Source organism: Streptomyces sp. NPDC058697, assembly GCF_042715345.1.
GTDB classification, from domain to species: domain Bacteria; phylum Actinomycetota; class Actinomycetes; order Streptomycetales; family Streptomycetaceae; genus Streptomyces; species Streptomyces liliifuscus.
Window position 1 is genome coordinate 202,739 of record NZ_JBHXSU010000003.1, and the last position, 15,505, is coordinate 218,243.

A 15,505-nucleotide genomic window follows, 5' to 3' on the forward strand; every position below is an offset into this window, starting at 1 on the left:
CTACCTCTGGTCTCGGAGATCGGGGGTCGTCGCATTCCGCACCGGTGCGTGCGGGCGTTCCTGGAGCCTCATCGGGAGAGGGCCCGTCTTGAGCGTGGCGCGGGCGATGGGCCGCATCGGCCGGTCACCGACCGGGGTCAGGTTCCAGCGGCCGGCGATCCCCGCGACGGCCAACATCGCCTCGTTGAGCGCGAACTGGTCGCCGATGCACTTCCTGCCGCCCGCGCCGAAGGGCAGCACCGACCGGCGTGCGACGTCGCTCATCGCGCCGGGCAGCCAGCGATCCGGATCGAACCTCTCCGGCCGGGGGAACAACTCCGGGTCGTGCTGCAGGATGTAGGGGCTGAGCAGGAAGGTGGTTCCCTCGGGGAACGAGTGCCCGCCGAGTTCGCAGGCCGTGGTGGTGGACCGGGTGAACATCCACGCCGGCGGATAGAGGCGAAGGCTCTCCATGAGCACCTGCCTCGTGAACGTCAGCCCGGAGAGATCCTCGAAGCGGGGCGTCCGGCCGCCGAGCGCGCCGTCGACCTCCTCCCGCAGGCGGGCGCCGATCTCGGGGTGCGCGCCGAGCAGATGGAAGGTGAACGCCAGCGCCGTCGCGGTGGTCTCCGACCCGGCGATCAGCAGGATCAGGACCTGGTCGAAGATCTCCTGCGTTCCGAGCGGGGCTCCGGTGGTCTCGTCGCGCGCGTTCATCAGGCTCGCGAGCAGGCCGGGGTCCTCGTCCTTCTTGCGCCGCACCTCGTCGATGATCTCTTCGGTGAGCTTGCGCATCTCCGCGATCGCGCGGGGGTATTGCCGGTTCATCTTCGTGGGCACGAGCGACAGGACCCGCGCCGGGACGAACATGCGCCGGAAGAAGCCGTCCATGAGGATCGGCAGCCATTTCTCCACCTGGGCCACCAACGCGTGGTCCGCGGGCACCGAGAAAAGGGATCTGGTCGTGATGCGAAGAGTGAGTCCTGCCATCGCCTTGTCGACGTCGACGACCTCGCCCGATCGCCAGGAGCGCATCAGGGCTTCCGTCTCGTCCGCCATCAGTTCGGCGTAGTGGCCGATGTGCCGGTGGTCGAACGACGGCTGCATCAGCGGGCGTTGCCGACGGTGATCGGCCCAGCGGCTGGTGACCAGGCCGTTTCCCACGGCCTCGCGGCCCCGGTCGTAGAACAGCCCGCCCTTGTCGTAGAGCCGGGTGTCCTTGAGTATCTGCCGGAACAGGGCGGGATCGCAGGGCACATAGGCGTCGCCGGGACCCATCCTGACTCTCACCAGGTCGCCGAGTGCCGGGAGTGACTTCAGGAATTCCAGCGGCTGTACGAGCAGAGGTACGGCATGGCCTGCGAGAGGCAGGCTTCGAGGGGCTCTTCTGATGGCAGGTAGCTCCGGCATGGCTCCAAGTACTGCAGAAAGGGACGCCTCCCCGGCAGGGGAAGAGCACCCCCGACCTGTCGCGCTTTCACCGCCTGTCGCGCTTGCCCGCACAGGCGCGACACGAGGCCGAAGCGCGACATGTCGGCCCGCCCGTGGGCCTTGCCGGCCGGACCCCGGAGCGCCGCCAATGGGGAGTCGTACAGGTGCGGAAACCCCTACGGGAGGATGCCTGTGGTCGAGCGGGTCGCACTCGACGCCCCGGTGGCGGGACCGGATGCCGACAGCCGGCCGGACCTCGACCGCTCGGCTCTGCTCGCGACGGACCACGGCAGGCTCCACGCCCTCGCGGCCGGGATCAGGACGCTGCCGGTGGGGCAGGTGTGCGCGGGAGGGCCTGAACAATCGGGCCGCCCGCCACTCCCGCCGATTTGGGCGTCGACTTTTCCCGTACCGGTTGAACAGCTCAGATATTCAGGCGATGATCGGGCCGAATCGAATACCGTTGGTGATTGCATCCTGGGGGTTGAAGTGAGCGATGTGACCGTGCGGCCCATGGCTGCGGCCGAGTTGGAAGTCGCATGCCGAATAGTCGGACTCGCCTTCGCCGACAATCCGAGCAATCTGGCCACCGTGCGCGGGGATCAGGAAAAAGCCACCCGGGCGATGGAACAGGGAACACGCATCATCAAGCTCGGGAGCCCTTTCAGCCATGTGCTCGGCGCCGAACGCGAGGGCCGGCTCGTCGGCATCCTGAACGCCGCGGAATGGCCGCACTGCCAGATGAAGCTGGGTGAGAAGCTCAAGACGGCGCCGATGATGATCCGGACGATCGGATTCAACTTGCCCCGCGCCTTCAAGGTGATGAGTTCGAGGGCCAAGCACGAGCCCCGCGAGGCCCACTGGCACATCGGACCGGTCGCCGTCCACCCGGACGAGCAGGGGCACGGGGTCGGGACGGCGCTGCTCAGGACGTTCCTCGACGGGGTCGACAAGCAGGGGACACCCGTCTTCCTCCAGACGGATGTCGACCGCAACGTCGTGCTCTACCAGAAGTTCGGCTTCGAGATCGTCTCCCGGGAGACGATCCTCGACGTCGACACCCGTTTCATGTGGCGCGCGGCGCGCTGAGCGACCTCAGCACCGCGTGCAGCTCCCCGACGACCAGCCGGCTGCACGCGGCCGCCGCGGGCACCATGTCCTGCATCAGGAAATAGCCGTGGACGAGTCCCGGCCCGGGAACATGGCGTACGGAGACGCCCGAGGCCGCCAGTTTCTCGGCCAGCCGCACCCCCTCGTCGTGGAGCGGATCGAACTCCGCCGTGGCCAGCACCGTCGGCGGCAGGCCCCGCAGGTCGGCGTTGAGCAGGTCGACGGCGGGATCGCCGCGCCGCTCCGGGTCGGGGACGTACATCTCGTAGTTCCAGGCCATGTCCTCGACGCTCAGCAGGTACCCCTCGGCGTGCGCGCAGGCCGCGGCGATCCGCAGGCTCGGATCCACCGGCGGGTACACCAGCAGCAGCGCGGCGAGGTCCGGGCCCCCGGTGTCGCGCGCGTCCATGGCCACGCCCAGCGAAAGGCTGGCCCCCGCGCTGTCGCCGGCCACCACATGCTCACGGCCCGGGAACGACTCGGCCGTCCAGCGGGTCGCGGCGACGGCGTCGCGCAGCGGAATGGGGTAGGGGAACTCCGGGGGCCGTCGGTAGCCGACGGAGACGACGACGGAGTCCAGCGACGCCGCGAGCATCCGACAGGCCCGGTCGTGGCTGTCGAGGTCGCCCAGCACCCAGCCGCCACCGTGCAGAAAAGTGATCACCCGGCGCTCGTCCGATTCCGGGGTGTACACCCTGCACCGGATCGAGGATCCGTCCTCGGTGTCGATCGTGCGATCGGCGGAGGCGACGGCCGCGCGGGGGTGTCCGTCCTCCCGGTGGGGGCGTGCCGAGCTCGCCCGGTATCGCTCACGGGCCTGTTCGACCGTCAGGGCGCGATCCGGAATCGGCGGCCCCCCGGCGCCCTGCCAGGCGATCAAGCTGCGTAAAAAGCGGTCCAAAGGCATCGCGGGCCCCCTGCGGGCTGGTTCACGGAATCGATGATTGATGATAAATGGTTCGTTCTGGAAGAACCATGGTGAAGATCGCTCAAAAGGGAATGCGGATTGCACGGGCGCATATGGAAATTTAATGCTTCGCTGGTTCGGGCCCCTGCTGTACCTTCGAGAGGTGGTTCCAGGTCGGGGGAGAGGGTTGCGCGCATGTTCAATCCATTCGAGGACGACAGTCGAGAATATCTGGCGCTGTGCAATGACGAAGAGCAGTATTCGCTCTGGCCTCAGGGATTGGAAATTCCCGCAGGCTGGCGCACGGTGTACGGACCGGCCGCCCAGGAGAAGATTCTTGACCATATCGAACGGTCATGGACGGATATGCGGCCGAAGAGTCTGCGGGACGCGGGCGGGCAAGGAGACTGTCCGTGACCACAGATGTGAAGAGCTGGGTGAGATTCGTCCGCTGGCCCGCCGAAAGCAAAATCCGTGAGGAATGCCGGGCACGACGGCGGCTGTGCCTTCTGGTCGTGGAGCACGGCGCTCCGCCGCCGGAACGGATCGGACTCTACGAGGACTGGGTGCGCCCGCCCATCGTTCCGGAGGATCTCCAGGCCCGGGTCAGCCAGTTGGAGGCCCGAGTCGTCCTCAACGAGAAGCCCGTGCTCGATCCGGCGGGCATCCTCTTCTTCCGGGACTCGTCCGTCACACTCTCGATGCTCCAGTGCGAGATCCTGTCCCCGCTGATCTCCCGGTACTGCCAGGTGGTCTACCGCAATGAACTCGGGAAGATCCTGGAGCAGTGCGGAGCCAGCGCGTCCAGCAACGCGATCGACCTGCACGTGCTCCGGCTGCGCCGACGCCTGCAGCCCGTCGGCCTCACCCTGCGCAACGTCTGGGGACGCGGCTTCACCATCGAGCCGGACTAGCCGAGCCGGACTAGCCGAGCCGGTCGAGCCGGCCGGGCCAACCGGACCGGGGTGTCCGACACCCCTGCGCAGCACGCCACTGTCCATGCCCATCACGCCGGAAGCCCGCGCCGGAGGCGGAGTTGAGAGTTCTCTCGGATTTCTTCGAGTCCCAGGTCGCCGAGGTGCCCGATGCTCCGTCGGTCCTCTTCGGTGACACCGTTGTCGACTACGCGGAGCTGAACGCCCGCGCCAACCGTCTCGCCAGACGGCTGATCGCGGCCGGCGTCGGACCCGACCGCCTCGTCGCGATCGCCGTGCCGCGTTCGGTGCGGCTGATCGTCGCGGTGCTCGCCGTACTGAAGGCCGGCGGCGCGTATCTCCCGCTCGACCCGGCCTATCCGGCCGACCGGCTGACGCACATGGTCGTGGACGCCGAGCCGGTCATGCTGCTGCGCACGGAGGACGTCACCTCGCTGCGCCTGGACGTGCCCGAGGTCGTGCTCGGCGACCCGTCCTTCGAGGCCGCCTGCGAGCAGGAGAGCGGCGCCGACGTCACTCAGGACGAGCGCCTCGCACCGCTGCGCCCGGCCCACCTGATGTACGTCATCTACACCTCCGGTTCGACCGGCGTGCCCAAGGGCGTCGCCGTCACCCACTCCGGCGTGGCCGACCTGGTCTCGACCCAGGCGAGGGTGTTCGGGGTCCGCCCCGGCGAGCGGGTGCTGCAATGGGCCTCCTTCAGCTTCGACGCCTGGTTCTGGGACTTCACGCTGGCCCTGCTGAACGGCGGGGCACTCGTCATGGCCGAGCAGCACGACCTGATGCCGGGGGAGTCGCTGCGCGAGACCATGCTGAAACACGAGGTCGACCACGCGGTCATGCCGCCGGTGGCGCTGGGCATCACCGACAGCGAGGGGCTGCTGCTCGGCGGCACGATCACCTCCACCGGCGACGTCTGCACGAGGTCCCTGGCGGCGGAGTGGTCCAAGGACAGACGCCTCTACAACGGCTACGGCCCGACCGAGGTGACCGTGGGCGCGTCGATCGGCGGGCCGATCGACGGCATCCAGGAGGACGTGTCCATCGGCACGCCGTGGGACGGCGGCACGGTGTACGTGCTCGACGGGTCGCTGGGCGACCTGCGCGACGGCACGGACGGCGAGCTGTACCTGGCGGGCTCGGGCGTGGCCCGGGGCTACCTCAACCGTCCGGGCCTGACCGCGTCCCGCTTCGTCGCGGATCCGTACGGCCCGCCCGGCAGCAGGATGTACCGGTCGGGCGACCGGGGCCGACGCGGCTCCGACGGTGAGCTCTTCTTCACCGGCCGGGTCGACAACCAGGTCAAGGTGCGCGGCTTCCGCGTCGAACTGGGCGAGGTCGAGGCGCGGTTGGAGAGCCATCGGGCCGTGGAGATCGTCGTCGCGGTGGTGAGCGGCGAAGAAGCCTCCTCCCAGCGCATCGTCGCCTACGTCAAGCCCTCGGCGCGCCACGAGGTGACGGAGGACCAGCTGCGCGCACACGCCCGCGAGGCCCTGCCCGAGCACATGGTCCCGTCGGCCGTCGTCATGCTGGACCGGTTCCCGACCCTGCTGAACGGGAAGATCGACCGCCGGGAACTGGAGCAGCGGGCGGCGCGCGTCGCTCCCGGCGCCATGACGCCCGACGCCATGACGCCGGCCACCGCTGACCCCGTCGGAGCGGGCGGCGAGGGATCGTACGAAGAGATCCTCTGCGCCATGGTGAACGAGACGCTGAAGATCGGCCACGCGGCGCCCGAGGACAACTTCTTCGACCTGGGCGGCCACTCGGTGCTCGCCGCGCAGCTGGCCCGGCGGGTGCGCTCGGAGCTCGGCGTGGCCGTGCCGATGCGCGACATGCTCGCGGCCGAGAGCATCGGGGAGCTGGCGAGCATCGTCGAGCGGGCCGAGCGGACCGAGCGCGCCTGATCCGGCGTCAGCGGCCCTCGAAGCGCACCGGCAGGTCGTCGTAGCCGTTGAGGAAGTTCGAATAGATCGGCCGGGGCGTGCCGCACAGCTCCATCCGGCCGACCTGGGCCACCAGGGCGGTCAGCAGCATCCTCAGCTCCGCGCGGGCGAGGAACGCGCCCAGGCAGTAGTGCGGGCCGTGGCCGAACGAGAGGTGCTTGTTGGGCGAGCGGGACAGCGTGAACCTGCGCGGCTCGTCGAAGACCGCCTCGTCGTTGTTGGCGGAGACGGTCCACAGCGTGACGATGTCGCCGGCGCGCACCGCGCTGCCGTCGATCTCCAGGTCCCGGAGGGCGGTGCGGGCCACATGGAAGGAGGGCGTCGACCAGCGGAGGACCTCCTCCACCGCCGACTCGACGGAGACCTCGCCCGTCCGCAGGGCCCGCCACTGGCCGGGATGGTCGATCAGGGCGAGCACCCCGCTGATCGCCGAGACCCGGGACGTCTCGTCGCCGCCGAGGATCAGGCTGTAGCAGTTGACCGCGAGTTCCTCGACGGTGAGCGGGCGGCCCTCCACCTCGGCGGCGGCGAGCAGGCTGATGACATCGTCACCGGGCCGGTCGCGGCGCTCCTGCGCCAAGTCCATGAAATAGAGCACGATCTCGTTGCGGGCGGCGATCGCGTCGAGCTCGTCGTACGCGGCGTCGACCGACGAGAGCGCCATCTTGTTCCAGCGCAGCAACTCCTCGCGGTCCGCCGCCGGAATGGACAGCAGATCGCAGATCGTGTTCATCGGGATCCGGTCGGCGATCTCGGCGGCGAAGTCGAAGGTGCCCCGCCCGACGACCGAGGACACCAGCTCGGTGGTGCGCCGCCCGACCTCCTCGACGACCTCGCCCAGGACCCGCGGGGTGAACGCGCTGAACATGAGGTTGCGCAACGGCCGGTGGCGCGGGGCGTCGGTCACCGCCACCATGCTCCCGCCGGCCGAGTCGTCGCCGCGCAGGACGACGTCGAGGACGTTGCCCCGGGCGGAGCCGAGGGCCCCGTCGGTGTACAGCGGCTGCACATCGGCGTACCGCGACACCACCCAGAACCCCGGGTTGCGGTCGGTCGGCTCGTGCCAGTGGACGGGATTGCGGGCCCGTACGTCACGCCAGTACGCGTGTACGTCGTTGTCGACGAACGCGGCCGGATCGGTGAGGTCCAGAGAGCGTGCGCCGAGATCGGTCCGGGTCATGTCTGATGATTCCTTCCCGCTGGGTGGAGCGCCCCGGAGGAGTCCGGGCCGCGCGACTGTCGGCCGTACGCCGGGGCGTACGGCCGACGGGCGGATCACCGGCCCGCGGAGTGCGGCCGGTCCGGTGGCCGTGCGGGTCACCGCCCGGCCCGGGCCTCCGGATAGCGGGCGGCGACCTGTTCGCCGGCCTTCGGGCCACGGGCGAAGACGAAGCCGGCGGTGTCGACCCGGCGGCCGGTCGCCCGGTCGACCACGACCGGGTCCACCTCCCTGCCCGTCTCCTTGTCGACCAGGACGACGCTGCGGTCCTCCGGGGCCAGCCGGTGGTTCCCGAAGGCCGCCATGACCAGGAGGAGCGGGCGCAGCGAGCGGCCCAGATCGGTGGGCCGGTACGTCGGGTCGTCCGGCTCGGCGGTGTCGCCGGCGGTGTCGTCGATTTCCAGCAGGCCCTTCGCCCTCAGCGCGGCGATCCGGTCCGCCAGAACGTCGGCGGGGGTCTCCAGATCCCGGCGGATCGAGGAGAACCGGGTGTGGCCGCCGAGGACCACGTGCAGGATCTCCAGGGTCCACCACCGGTCGATCACCTCGACCGTGCGGGCCAGCGGGCAGTCGGGGATGCGCGCCCGGGTCACTGTCCGCTCCCGTCGTCCGCCGCATCCGGCAGCGACCAGTACCGCCGCATCCCGTACAGCAGCGGACCGGCCGGCCGGGTCGCGTGGCTCGCCACCCGGTGCACCCGCCCGAAGACCACGACATGGTCCCCGACCGTCAGCGTCTCGCTGACCTCGCAGTCCGCGATCGTGTGGGCGTCCTCGATCAGATGCGGGACCCCGGACTCCGGATCCGGGACCCAGGCGGCCTTCTCGAACCGGTCCGGGGCCCCGGAGGAGAACAGCCGCGCCACCGGTTCGGCCCGGTCGTGCAGGAGGTTGACGGCGAACGCGGACGTGTGCCGCAACGCGGCCAGCGTCGGACTCCGGTCCCGCAGACAGACCAGCAATGTGGCCGGCTGGAGCGAGACGCCGCACAACGAGGAGCAGGTCATGCCCCACGGCTCGGCATCGGGCCCCACGGTGGTCACGATCGTGACGCCGACCGGATGCGCCGTCATGAGGGAACGGAAGGCCGCCTGGTCGACGGTCGCCCGTGTCGCCGTGCCGGCCGGGGAGTTCGCCATGCCGGTCATCCCTTCGCTTCGGCGGCGCATTCCTCGACGAACTCGATGATCCGCTGCACACCGGTCTCCAACGCCACCGGATCCACGCAGAACGCGATCCGGACCAGATGCCGTGCCCAGGGCGCATAGTCGTGGGAGCGGATGCGGCCCTGCTCGTCGACGTCGGGGCGCATGGCGAACCCGTTGCCCGCCACCACCGCGACGCCCTTGCGCTCCAGCAGCCGCATCGCGAACGACTCGGCGTCCAGCCCGGACCGGCTCACGTCGAGCATCGCGTACCAGCCGCCGGCGGGCAGCTCCCGCAGCAGCCCGGCCTTGATCAGCGGCGGCAGCGCCACGTCCCGGTTGCGCTGCACCAGCTTGCGGTTGGTCGCCGTCGAGTCCGCCCGGCTGTTCAGCGCGGCGATGCCCGCGTGCTGCACCGGGGTCGACGTGCCGATGATCCCGGCCTCCTGGACGACCTTCATGACGTCGGCCATGCGATCGGTGGCCGGCGCCACGTAGCCCAGCCGGTAGCCGGTCATCGCGAAGCCCTTGGAGAAGGTGAAGACGCTGTGCACGATCCGCTCGGCGACCGGGACCTCACGCTCGAAGGAGGCGACCGAGATGTGCTCCCCCTCGTAACAGAAGTGCTCATAGGCCTCGTCGCTGATGACCTGCCAGCGGTTCCGGCGCGCCAGGTCCAGCAGGGTGCGGATCTCGTCGCCGTCGAGGACGGCTCCGGTCGGGTTGGCCGGCGAGTTGATCAGCAGGACCCGGGTGCGGGGCGTCGCGGCGGCCGCGATCCGCTCGGGATCGGGCCGGAAGTCGGGGCCGAGCGGATACAGCACCGGGCGGAAGCCCGCGAGCAGGCTCTGCTGCAGATGGACCGGCCAGTGCAGCTCCGGCAGCAGGATCTCCGCGCCGGGCTCGGCGAGCGCCTGGAGGAGGCCGGTCAGACCCTGGGCCGAACCGGGCGAGATCAGCAGCCTGTCGACGTCGCTGTCCAGACCGTTGTCCATGCGCAGCTTCTCGGCCGCCGCCTCCCGCAGCGCGGGCAGGCCCTCGACCCCGGTGTACTTGGTGTCGCCGCGCCGCACGGCGTCCACGAAGGCCTGGGCGACGTCTTCGGACGGATCGAAGTACGGGTCGCCGACGTGCAGCTTCACCACGTCGACGCCGGTCTCCTTCGCGAGCTTCTCCGCCGCCCAGAAGATGCTGACCAGGCAGGACGAAGGAATGGAGCCGGCGACGGACCTGTTCTCTGAACTCACGCTCGTACCCCTTTGTTTGTGAGAGTGTTCTCGGCCGGTTGGTCGGGTCATGCCGTACGTCCGCCGTCGACGGGCATCAGGGCGCCGGTGACCCAGCCCGACACCTCGGGGTCGATCAGCAGGCAGACCCACCGGCCGATCTCCCGGTCCTCCCCGAACCGCCCCATGGGGGTCGACGCGATCAGCCCCTCCCGCATCCGCTCGGTGCCTGCCGCGTCCAGGCCGGTCCCGTCCCACATCGGCGTCAGTACCGGTCCGGGCAGGATGGCGTTCACCCGCACGTCCGGCGCGAGCTCCACCGCCAGGGAACGGGTCAGGCTGTTGAGGGCCGCCTTGGTCGCGCCGTAGAAAGCCCGCCCCGGCATGGCCAGGACGCCGCCGACGGACGAGATGTTGACGATGCTGCCCCGGCGGTCCCGAAGATGCGGCAGGGCGCAGCGGATCAGTTCGGCGGGCGCACGGACGTTGACGGCGAACATCGCGTCGAACAGCGCGGCGTCGACCGCGTCCAGGGTGCCGAACCGGGCCAGGCCGGCGTTGTTGACCACGGCGTCGATCCCGCCGAATCTCATCGTCGCGGCGGCGACGATCCGTTCGGCGGCCCCGGGCGCGGCGACGTCCTGTGCCACGACGTGGACCGCGTCCCCGAACCGCTCGGCCAGCTCCCGCAGCGGTTCCTCGCGGCGGCCGACCACCGTGACGTCGGCGCCCTCCTTCAGCACGCATTCCGCGATGCCCCGGCCGATGCCCGTGGCCGCACCGGTGATGATGACGGACTTTCCGGCAAGGGTCATGGCAGCGTCGGGACTTCCTGGAGGACTCCGGTGATGTCGGCGATCAGTTCCGCAGGCTCCTGGAGCACTCCGAAGTGCCCGCCGGGCCTGCTCCGTACGCTGGTCCGGCCGGTGGTGACCGCGGCCCACGGCTCGACCCGCGCGGCGTCCACCAGAGGATCCTCGGTGTTGTAGTGGCAGTGGACCGGGCAGCGCAGCGGCTCCGGACGCGTCGGCGGCCGGTAGGTCTCGGTGAGTGCGATATACGCCCGCAGGGTCGGCAGCAGCAGGTCCCGCAGCTCCAGGTCGTCCGCGATCGACGGGTCGATCCCGCCGAAGTCCCGCAGGGTGGACCAGAGTTCGGCGTCACCGGCGAGATGGATCCGGCCGCCGAGCGCCTGCCCCGGTGCGAGCGAACCAGAGACGACCAGCCCGTGTGCGGGGAGGCCGGCCGCCTGGAGCAGTCCCGCCGTCTCGTACGCGGCCAGCGCGCCCAGGCTGTGCCCGTACAGGACGCAGTGGACAGGATCCCGCCGGGAGAGTTCGGCGGCCACGCACGACGCGATCTCGGCGATGGAGCCCGCGGGCGACTCGCGGATGCGGTCCGCCTGGCCCGGATACTGCACGGCGAGCAGTTCGACGCCCGTCGGCAGCGCGGAGGGCCAGTCACGGTAGGCCGCCGCGGTACCACCGGAGTAGGGGAAGCAGACCAGCCGGGCCGTCGGGCGCTCCTCGCCGCTGATGACCCGTACCCAGTTCCGCCCCTGCGCTCGTACTCGGTTCACGAGTCGAGGTTCGCCAAGCCGTCGGCCTCCCCGGCCAAAACTTTCAAAGCTCTGTTGGGGATTGATGCGGCTCCGGAGCCCCTGCCCGACTCTGAAGGCGTCGCAACCGAGGAGGACGCATGCTGGACGGGTTCGTGCCGTGGCCACCCGACTTCGCGGAGAGATACCGGAAAGCCGGCTACTGGACGGGGGTCCCCCTCCGGCAACGGGTGGCCGACAGTGCCGAGCGCCACCCGCACAAGATCGCCGCCGTGGACGGCAGACGCCGGGTCACCTACCCGGAGTTGCTCGACGAGGCCGACCGTATCGCGTCCGGCCTGGCGGAACTCGGCGTCCGCAGGCACGACCGGGTCGTGCTGCATCTGCCGAACGTCATCGAATTCCTTTCCACCATGATCGGGCTGTTCCGCATCGGGGCCATCCCCGTGATGGCGCTGCCCGGACATCGCAGGGACGAGATCCTCCACCTGGTCCGCGCCTCGGAGGCGGTGGCCTACGTCGGCCCGGACCGTCTGCAGGGCTTCGACCACCGCAAGCTGGCCCGCGAGGTGCGCGCCGACGCGCCGGGGCTGCGGCACATCGTGATCGCCGGAGAGGCGGAGGAGCACACACCGCTGTCCCGGCTGGCCGCCTGCACGCCCCGGGACATGGAGCCGGTCGACGCCTCCGAGGTGGCGCTGCTGCTGCTGTCGGGCGGGACCACCGGGGCGCCGAAGCTGATCCCCCGGACCCACGACGACTACGCGTACAACATGCTCGCGTGCGCCGAGGCGACCGGGTTCGACGAGGACAGCGTCTACCTCGCCGCGAACCCCGTACCGCACAACGCCGCGCTCGGCTGCCCCGGCGTGCTGGGCGCGCTGCTCGTCGGCGGGAAGGCCGTGCTGGCCGCCAACCCCAGCCCCGGCCTGGTGTTCCCGCTCATCGGGAAGGAGGGCGTCACGCACACCGCGCTGGTGCCCGCCCTGGCGCTGCTCTGGGCGGAGCAGGCGCCCGGCGACCCGGTCGACATGACCGGCATGACCATCCAGGTGGGCAGTTCGAAGTTCGGCCCCAACGCGGCGGCACGGGTCAGCAAGAACCTCGGCTGCCGGATCATGAATGTGTTCGGCACCGCCGAGGGACTGATCACCCACACCCGGCTCGACGATCCGCAGGAGGTCGTCTTCGGCACCGAGGGCAGGCCGCTGTCCCCCGACGACGAGATCAGGATCGTCGACGCCGACGACCACGAGGTCGCCCCCGGCACGACCGGCGAACTGCTCACCCGGGGCCCGTACACGATCCGGGGCTATTTCGCCGGACCGGAGGCCAACCGCCGGGCGTTCACCACCGACGGGTTCTACCGCACCGGCGACCTGGCCCGCACGACCGGCGACGGGAACATCGTCATCGAGGGCCGGCTGAAGGACATCATCCACCACCTCGGCGAGAAGGTCTCCGCCGAGGAGGTCGAGAGCCATGTGCTGACCCACCCGCTGGTCCGGGACGCCGCGGTCGTCGGCGTACCGGACGAGGAACGCGACGAGCGCCTCTGCGTGTTCGCCGTCCTCACCGCGGGCACCGACGCCGGGGCGCTCTCGCTGCGCACGATCAGGGAGCACATCCGCGATCGCGGGCTGGCGACCTACAAGCTGCCGGACGACCTGGTCGTCGTGCCCGACTTCCCCCGTACGCCCGTCGGGAAGATCGACAAGAAGCTTCTGCGCGAGGAGCGGACGCGGTGAGCGACCAGGCGGAAGCCGGCCACTGTCCGGCGTACGGAGAACGACTGAGGCTGGACGAGCTCCTTGAGGTCGCCCGGGTGCACGAGACCCCGGAACGCGCCCTGTTCTTCGGCGCCCACCAGGCCTGTGAGATCTGGTTCGCGGTCGTCCTGCGCCACCTGGAGGCCGCCCGCCGTGCCCTCGCCGAAGGGCAGGGCACAGAGGCATGCGCACATCTCGACCGGCTGCCCCGGATCATGGCGGCGGTCACCCAGCACTTCGACGCCCTGCACGCGTTGACGCCGGACGAGTTCGATGCCGTCCGGGCGACGCTCGGGACGTCCAGCGGCTTCCAGTCCGTCCAGTTCCGCGAGATCGAGTTCCTGTGCGGGGCCAGGGACCGGCGGATGCTGAACATCGCCGGGCTGACCGACCGGGACCGGGACCGGCTGCTCGCACGTCTCGACGAGCAGTCGCTGGACGCCGCGTTCGGCGAATACCGCGACCGGGCCGGCGAGGACGTCAAGCGGATCCATGACGCGATGGCCGCCTTCGACGCCTCGATGCGCTTCTGCCGGGGGCGGCACGCCGCCCTGGCGGAGGCGCTGCTCGGCGATGTGGCCGGCACGGCGGGCTCGTCGGGCGCCGCGTATCTGTGGGGCTCGATGGAACGCACCCTCTTTCCGGAACTCATACAAGGAGTACGCAGTAATGACTGTTGACGGTGCTGGCAAGCAGCGGGCGAGCGACCCGGGCAGGACGAAGCGGGTCGTGGTCGTCGGCGGCGGCACGGCGGGCTGGATGACGGCGTCCTACCTGGCGGCCGCGTTCGGCGAGCGGATCGACGTAACCGTCGTGGAATCGGCCAGGGTCGGCACCATCGGCGTCGGCGAGGCCACGTTCAGCGACATCAGGCACTTCTTCGAGTTCCTCAAGCTGTCCGAGTCGGACTGGATGCCGGCCTGCAACGCCACCTACAAGCTGGCCGTGCGGTTCGAGAACTGGCGTGAGCCGGGCCATCACTTCTACCACCCGTTCGAGCAGCTCGGCTCGGTCGACGGGTTCCCGCTCAGCGACTGGTGGCTGCGCAGCCCGACCACGAGCCGGTTCGACAAGGACTGTTTCGTCATGGCGTCGCTGTGCGACGCCGAGCGCTCGCCCCGCTACCTCGACGGCAAGCTGATCGACCAGGGCTTCGTCGAGCAGCAGCGCGAGGAGACCTCGGCCCGGTCGACTATCGTGGAGTACCAGGGGACGCAGTTCCCTTACGCCTACCACTTCGAAGCGGCCCTGCTGGCCAAGTACTTGACGACCTACGCCACCGAGCGCGGCGTCCGCCACATCACCGACGACGTCACGGACGTCGTGCTCGACGGGGACGGGTCCATCGCCCATGTGCAGACGGCCGAGCACGGGCGGCTGGAGGGCGATCTGTTCGTGGACTGCACGGGATTCCGCGCGCTCCTGCTGAACAAGGCGCTCGACGAGCCCTTCGTCTCGTACCAGGACACGCTGCCCAACGACCGCGCGGTCGCCCTCCAGGTGCCGCTGGACATGGACCGCGAGCCGCTGCGGCCCTGCACCACCGCGACCGCCCAGGAGGCGGGGTGGATCTGGACCATCCCGCTGATCAGCCGCATCGGCTCCGGCTACGTCTACGCCAGTGACTACACCACGCCCGAGGAGGCGGAGCGCACGCTGCGCGAGTTCATCGGCCCCGGCGCCGAGGACGTCGAGGCGAACCACATCAAGATGCGCATCGGCCGCAGCCGCCGCTCCTGGGTGAAGAACTGCGTGGGCATCGGACTGTCGAGCGGCTTCGTGGAGCCGCTGGAGTCGACCGGCATCTTCTTCATCCACCACGCCATCGAGCAGATCGTGAAGTACTTCCCCTCCGGCCGCGACGACCACCGCCTGCGCAACCTCTACAACGAGTCGATCGAGCATGTGCAGGACGGCGTCCGCGAGTTCCTGGTGCTGCACTACGTGGGCGCCAAGCGCGCCGACAACCAGTACTGGAAGGACACCAAGACGCGCAGGGTCCCCGACGAGCTGGCCGAGCGCATCGAGAACTGGAAGCACAAGGTGCCGGACGCGCAGACCGTCTTCCCGCACTACCACGGGCTGCCGCCGTACTCGTACAACTGCATCCTGCTGGGCACCGGCGGCATCGAGGTCCGGCACTCGCCCGCACTCGACATGGCCGACGAGCGGGCGGCGATCGCGGAGTTCGAGCGCATCCGGCTGAAGGCGGACAAGCTCGTCCAGGAACTCCCCACCCAGAACGAGTACTTCGCCGCCATGCGCTCCGGCGCGGTCTGAG

Annotated in this window: 15 protein-coding genes; 7 read left to right on the top strand and 8 right to left on the bottom strand. The window is 70.0% G+C overall.

The window, feature by feature from the left end; translation table 11 throughout:
* Positions 1-1,389, bottom strand: coding sequence for a cytochrome P450 (locus ACFWXQ_RS08840; RefSeq protein WP_383936983.1), 1,389 nt, complete (start codon positions 1,387-1,389; stop codon positions 1-3).
* 213 nt (positions 1,390-1,602) lie between these two features.
* Here ACFWXQ_RS08840 and ACFWXQ_RS08845 point away from each other — a divergent pair, with 213 nt between their 5' ends.
* Positions 1,603-2,499 carry a GNAT family N-acetyltransferase gene (locus ACFWXQ_RS08845; protein ID WP_383936985.1) on the top strand — a complete coding sequence of 299 codons (897 nt, stop codon included), beginning with the start codon at positions 1,603-1,605 and terminating at the stop codon, positions 2,497-2,499.
* On the opposite strand, the gene ACFWXQ_RS08850 is transcribed toward ACFWXQ_RS08845, so the two are convergent.
* Complete coding sequence (locus tag ACFWXQ_RS08850; RefSeq protein WP_383936987.1) at positions 2,477-3,400, bottom strand: alpha/beta hydrolase; 924 nt, start codon at positions 3,398-3,400, stop codon at positions 2,477-2,479. The genes ACFWXQ_RS08845 and ACFWXQ_RS08850 overlap by 23 nt on opposite strands.
* Before the next feature lie 222 nt (positions 3,401-3,622).
* Between ACFWXQ_RS08850 and ACFWXQ_RS08855 the strand changes: the two genes are divergently transcribed.
* From ACFWXQ_RS08855 to ACFWXQ_RS08865, 3 genes are all read left to right on the top strand, one after another.
* Complete coding sequence (locus ACFWXQ_RS08855; RefSeq protein WP_383936989.1) at positions 3,623-3,844, top strand: MbtH family protein; 222 nt, start codon at positions 3,623-3,625, stop codon at positions 3,842-3,844.
* Positions 3,841-4,341 (top strand): winged helix-turn-helix domain-containing protein, encoded by a 501-nt coding sequence (locus ACFWXQ_RS08860; protein ID WP_383936991.1) that lies wholly within the window; start codon positions 3,841-3,843, stop codon positions 4,339-4,341. Before ACFWXQ_RS08855 ends, ACFWXQ_RS08860 begins: the two co-directional genes overlap by 4 nt.
* A 122-nt stretch (positions 4,342-4,463) precedes the next feature.
* Positions 4,464-6,269, top strand: a complete 1,806-nt coding sequence (locus ACFWXQ_RS08865; RefSeq protein ID WP_386267864.1) for a non-ribosomal peptide synthetase — start codon at positions 4,464-4,466, stop codon at positions 6,267-6,269.
* 7 nt (positions 6,270-6,276) lie between these two features.
* Here the strand turns inward: ACFWXQ_RS08865 and ACFWXQ_RS08870 are convergent, their stop codons facing one another.
* The 6 genes from ACFWXQ_RS08870 to ACFWXQ_RS08895 all read right to left on the bottom strand — a co-directional run bounded on the left by ACFWXQ_RS08870 (position 6,277) and on the right by ACFWXQ_RS08895 (position 11,476).
* A complete protein-coding gene (locus ACFWXQ_RS08870; RefSeq protein WP_383936993.1) occupies positions 6,277-7,488 on the bottom strand; it encodes a cytochrome P450 in 1,212 nt (403 codons plus the stop codon).
* Positions 7,489-7,625: 137 nt separating this feature from the next.
* Positions 7,626-8,120 carry a winged helix-turn-helix transcriptional regulator gene (locus tag ACFWXQ_RS08875; protein WP_383936995.1) on the bottom strand — a complete coding sequence of 165 codons (495 nt, stop codon included), beginning with the start codon at positions 8,118-8,120 and terminating at the stop codon, positions 7,626-7,628.
* Positions 8,117-8,665 (bottom strand): flavin reductase family protein, encoded by a 549-nt coding sequence (locus ACFWXQ_RS08880; protein ID WP_383936996.1) that lies wholly within the window; start codon positions 8,663-8,665, stop codon positions 8,117-8,119. The genes ACFWXQ_RS08875 and ACFWXQ_RS08880 overlap by 4 nt, the downstream gene beginning before the upstream one ends.
* Positions 8,666-8,670: 5 nt before the next feature.
* A complete protein-coding gene (locus ACFWXQ_RS08885) occupies positions 8,671-9,918 on the bottom strand; it encodes a pyridoxal phosphate-dependent aminotransferase (protein WP_383936998.1) in 1,248 nt (415 codons plus the stop codon).
* 47 nt (positions 9,919-9,965) lie between these two features.
* On the bottom strand, positions 9,966-10,712 hold the full coding sequence (locus ACFWXQ_RS08890) for an SDR family NAD(P)-dependent oxidoreductase (RefSeq protein ID WP_383936999.1): 747 nt from the start codon (positions 10,710-10,712) through the stop codon (positions 9,966-9,968).
* Positions 10,709-11,476 carry a thioesterase II family protein gene (locus ACFWXQ_RS08895; RefSeq protein ID WP_383937001.1) on the bottom strand — a complete coding sequence of 256 codons (768 nt, stop codon included), beginning with the start codon at positions 11,474-11,476 and terminating at the stop codon, positions 10,709-10,711. The genes ACFWXQ_RS08890 and ACFWXQ_RS08895 overlap by 4 nt, the downstream gene beginning before the upstream one ends.
* Positions 11,477-11,595: 119 nt before the next feature.
* On the opposite strand from ACFWXQ_RS08895, the gene ACFWXQ_RS08900 reads away from it, so the two are divergent.
* The 3 genes from ACFWXQ_RS08900 to ACFWXQ_RS08910 are packed head-to-tail and all read left to right on the top strand — an operon-like array spanning position 11,596 to position 15,504.
* Complete coding sequence (locus tag ACFWXQ_RS08900; RefSeq protein ID WP_383937003.1) at positions 11,596-13,203, top strand: (2,3-dihydroxybenzoyl)adenylate synthase; 1,608 nt, start codon at positions 11,596-11,598, stop codon at positions 13,201-13,203.
* Complete coding sequence (locus ACFWXQ_RS08905) at positions 13,200-13,904, top strand: tryptophan 2,3-dioxygenase family protein (RefSeq protein WP_383937004.1); 705 nt, start codon at positions 13,200-13,202, stop codon at positions 13,902-13,904. Before ACFWXQ_RS08900 ends, ACFWXQ_RS08905 begins: the two co-directional genes overlap by 4 nt.
* Positions 13,894-15,504 (top strand): tryptophan halogenase family protein, encoded by a 1,611-nt coding sequence (locus ACFWXQ_RS08910; RefSeq protein WP_383937006.1) that lies wholly within the window; start codon positions 13,894-13,896, stop codon positions 15,502-15,504. The genes ACFWXQ_RS08905 and ACFWXQ_RS08910 overlap by 11 nt, the downstream gene beginning before the upstream one ends.
* The last annotated feature ends 1 nt before the right edge of the window (position 15,505 follow it).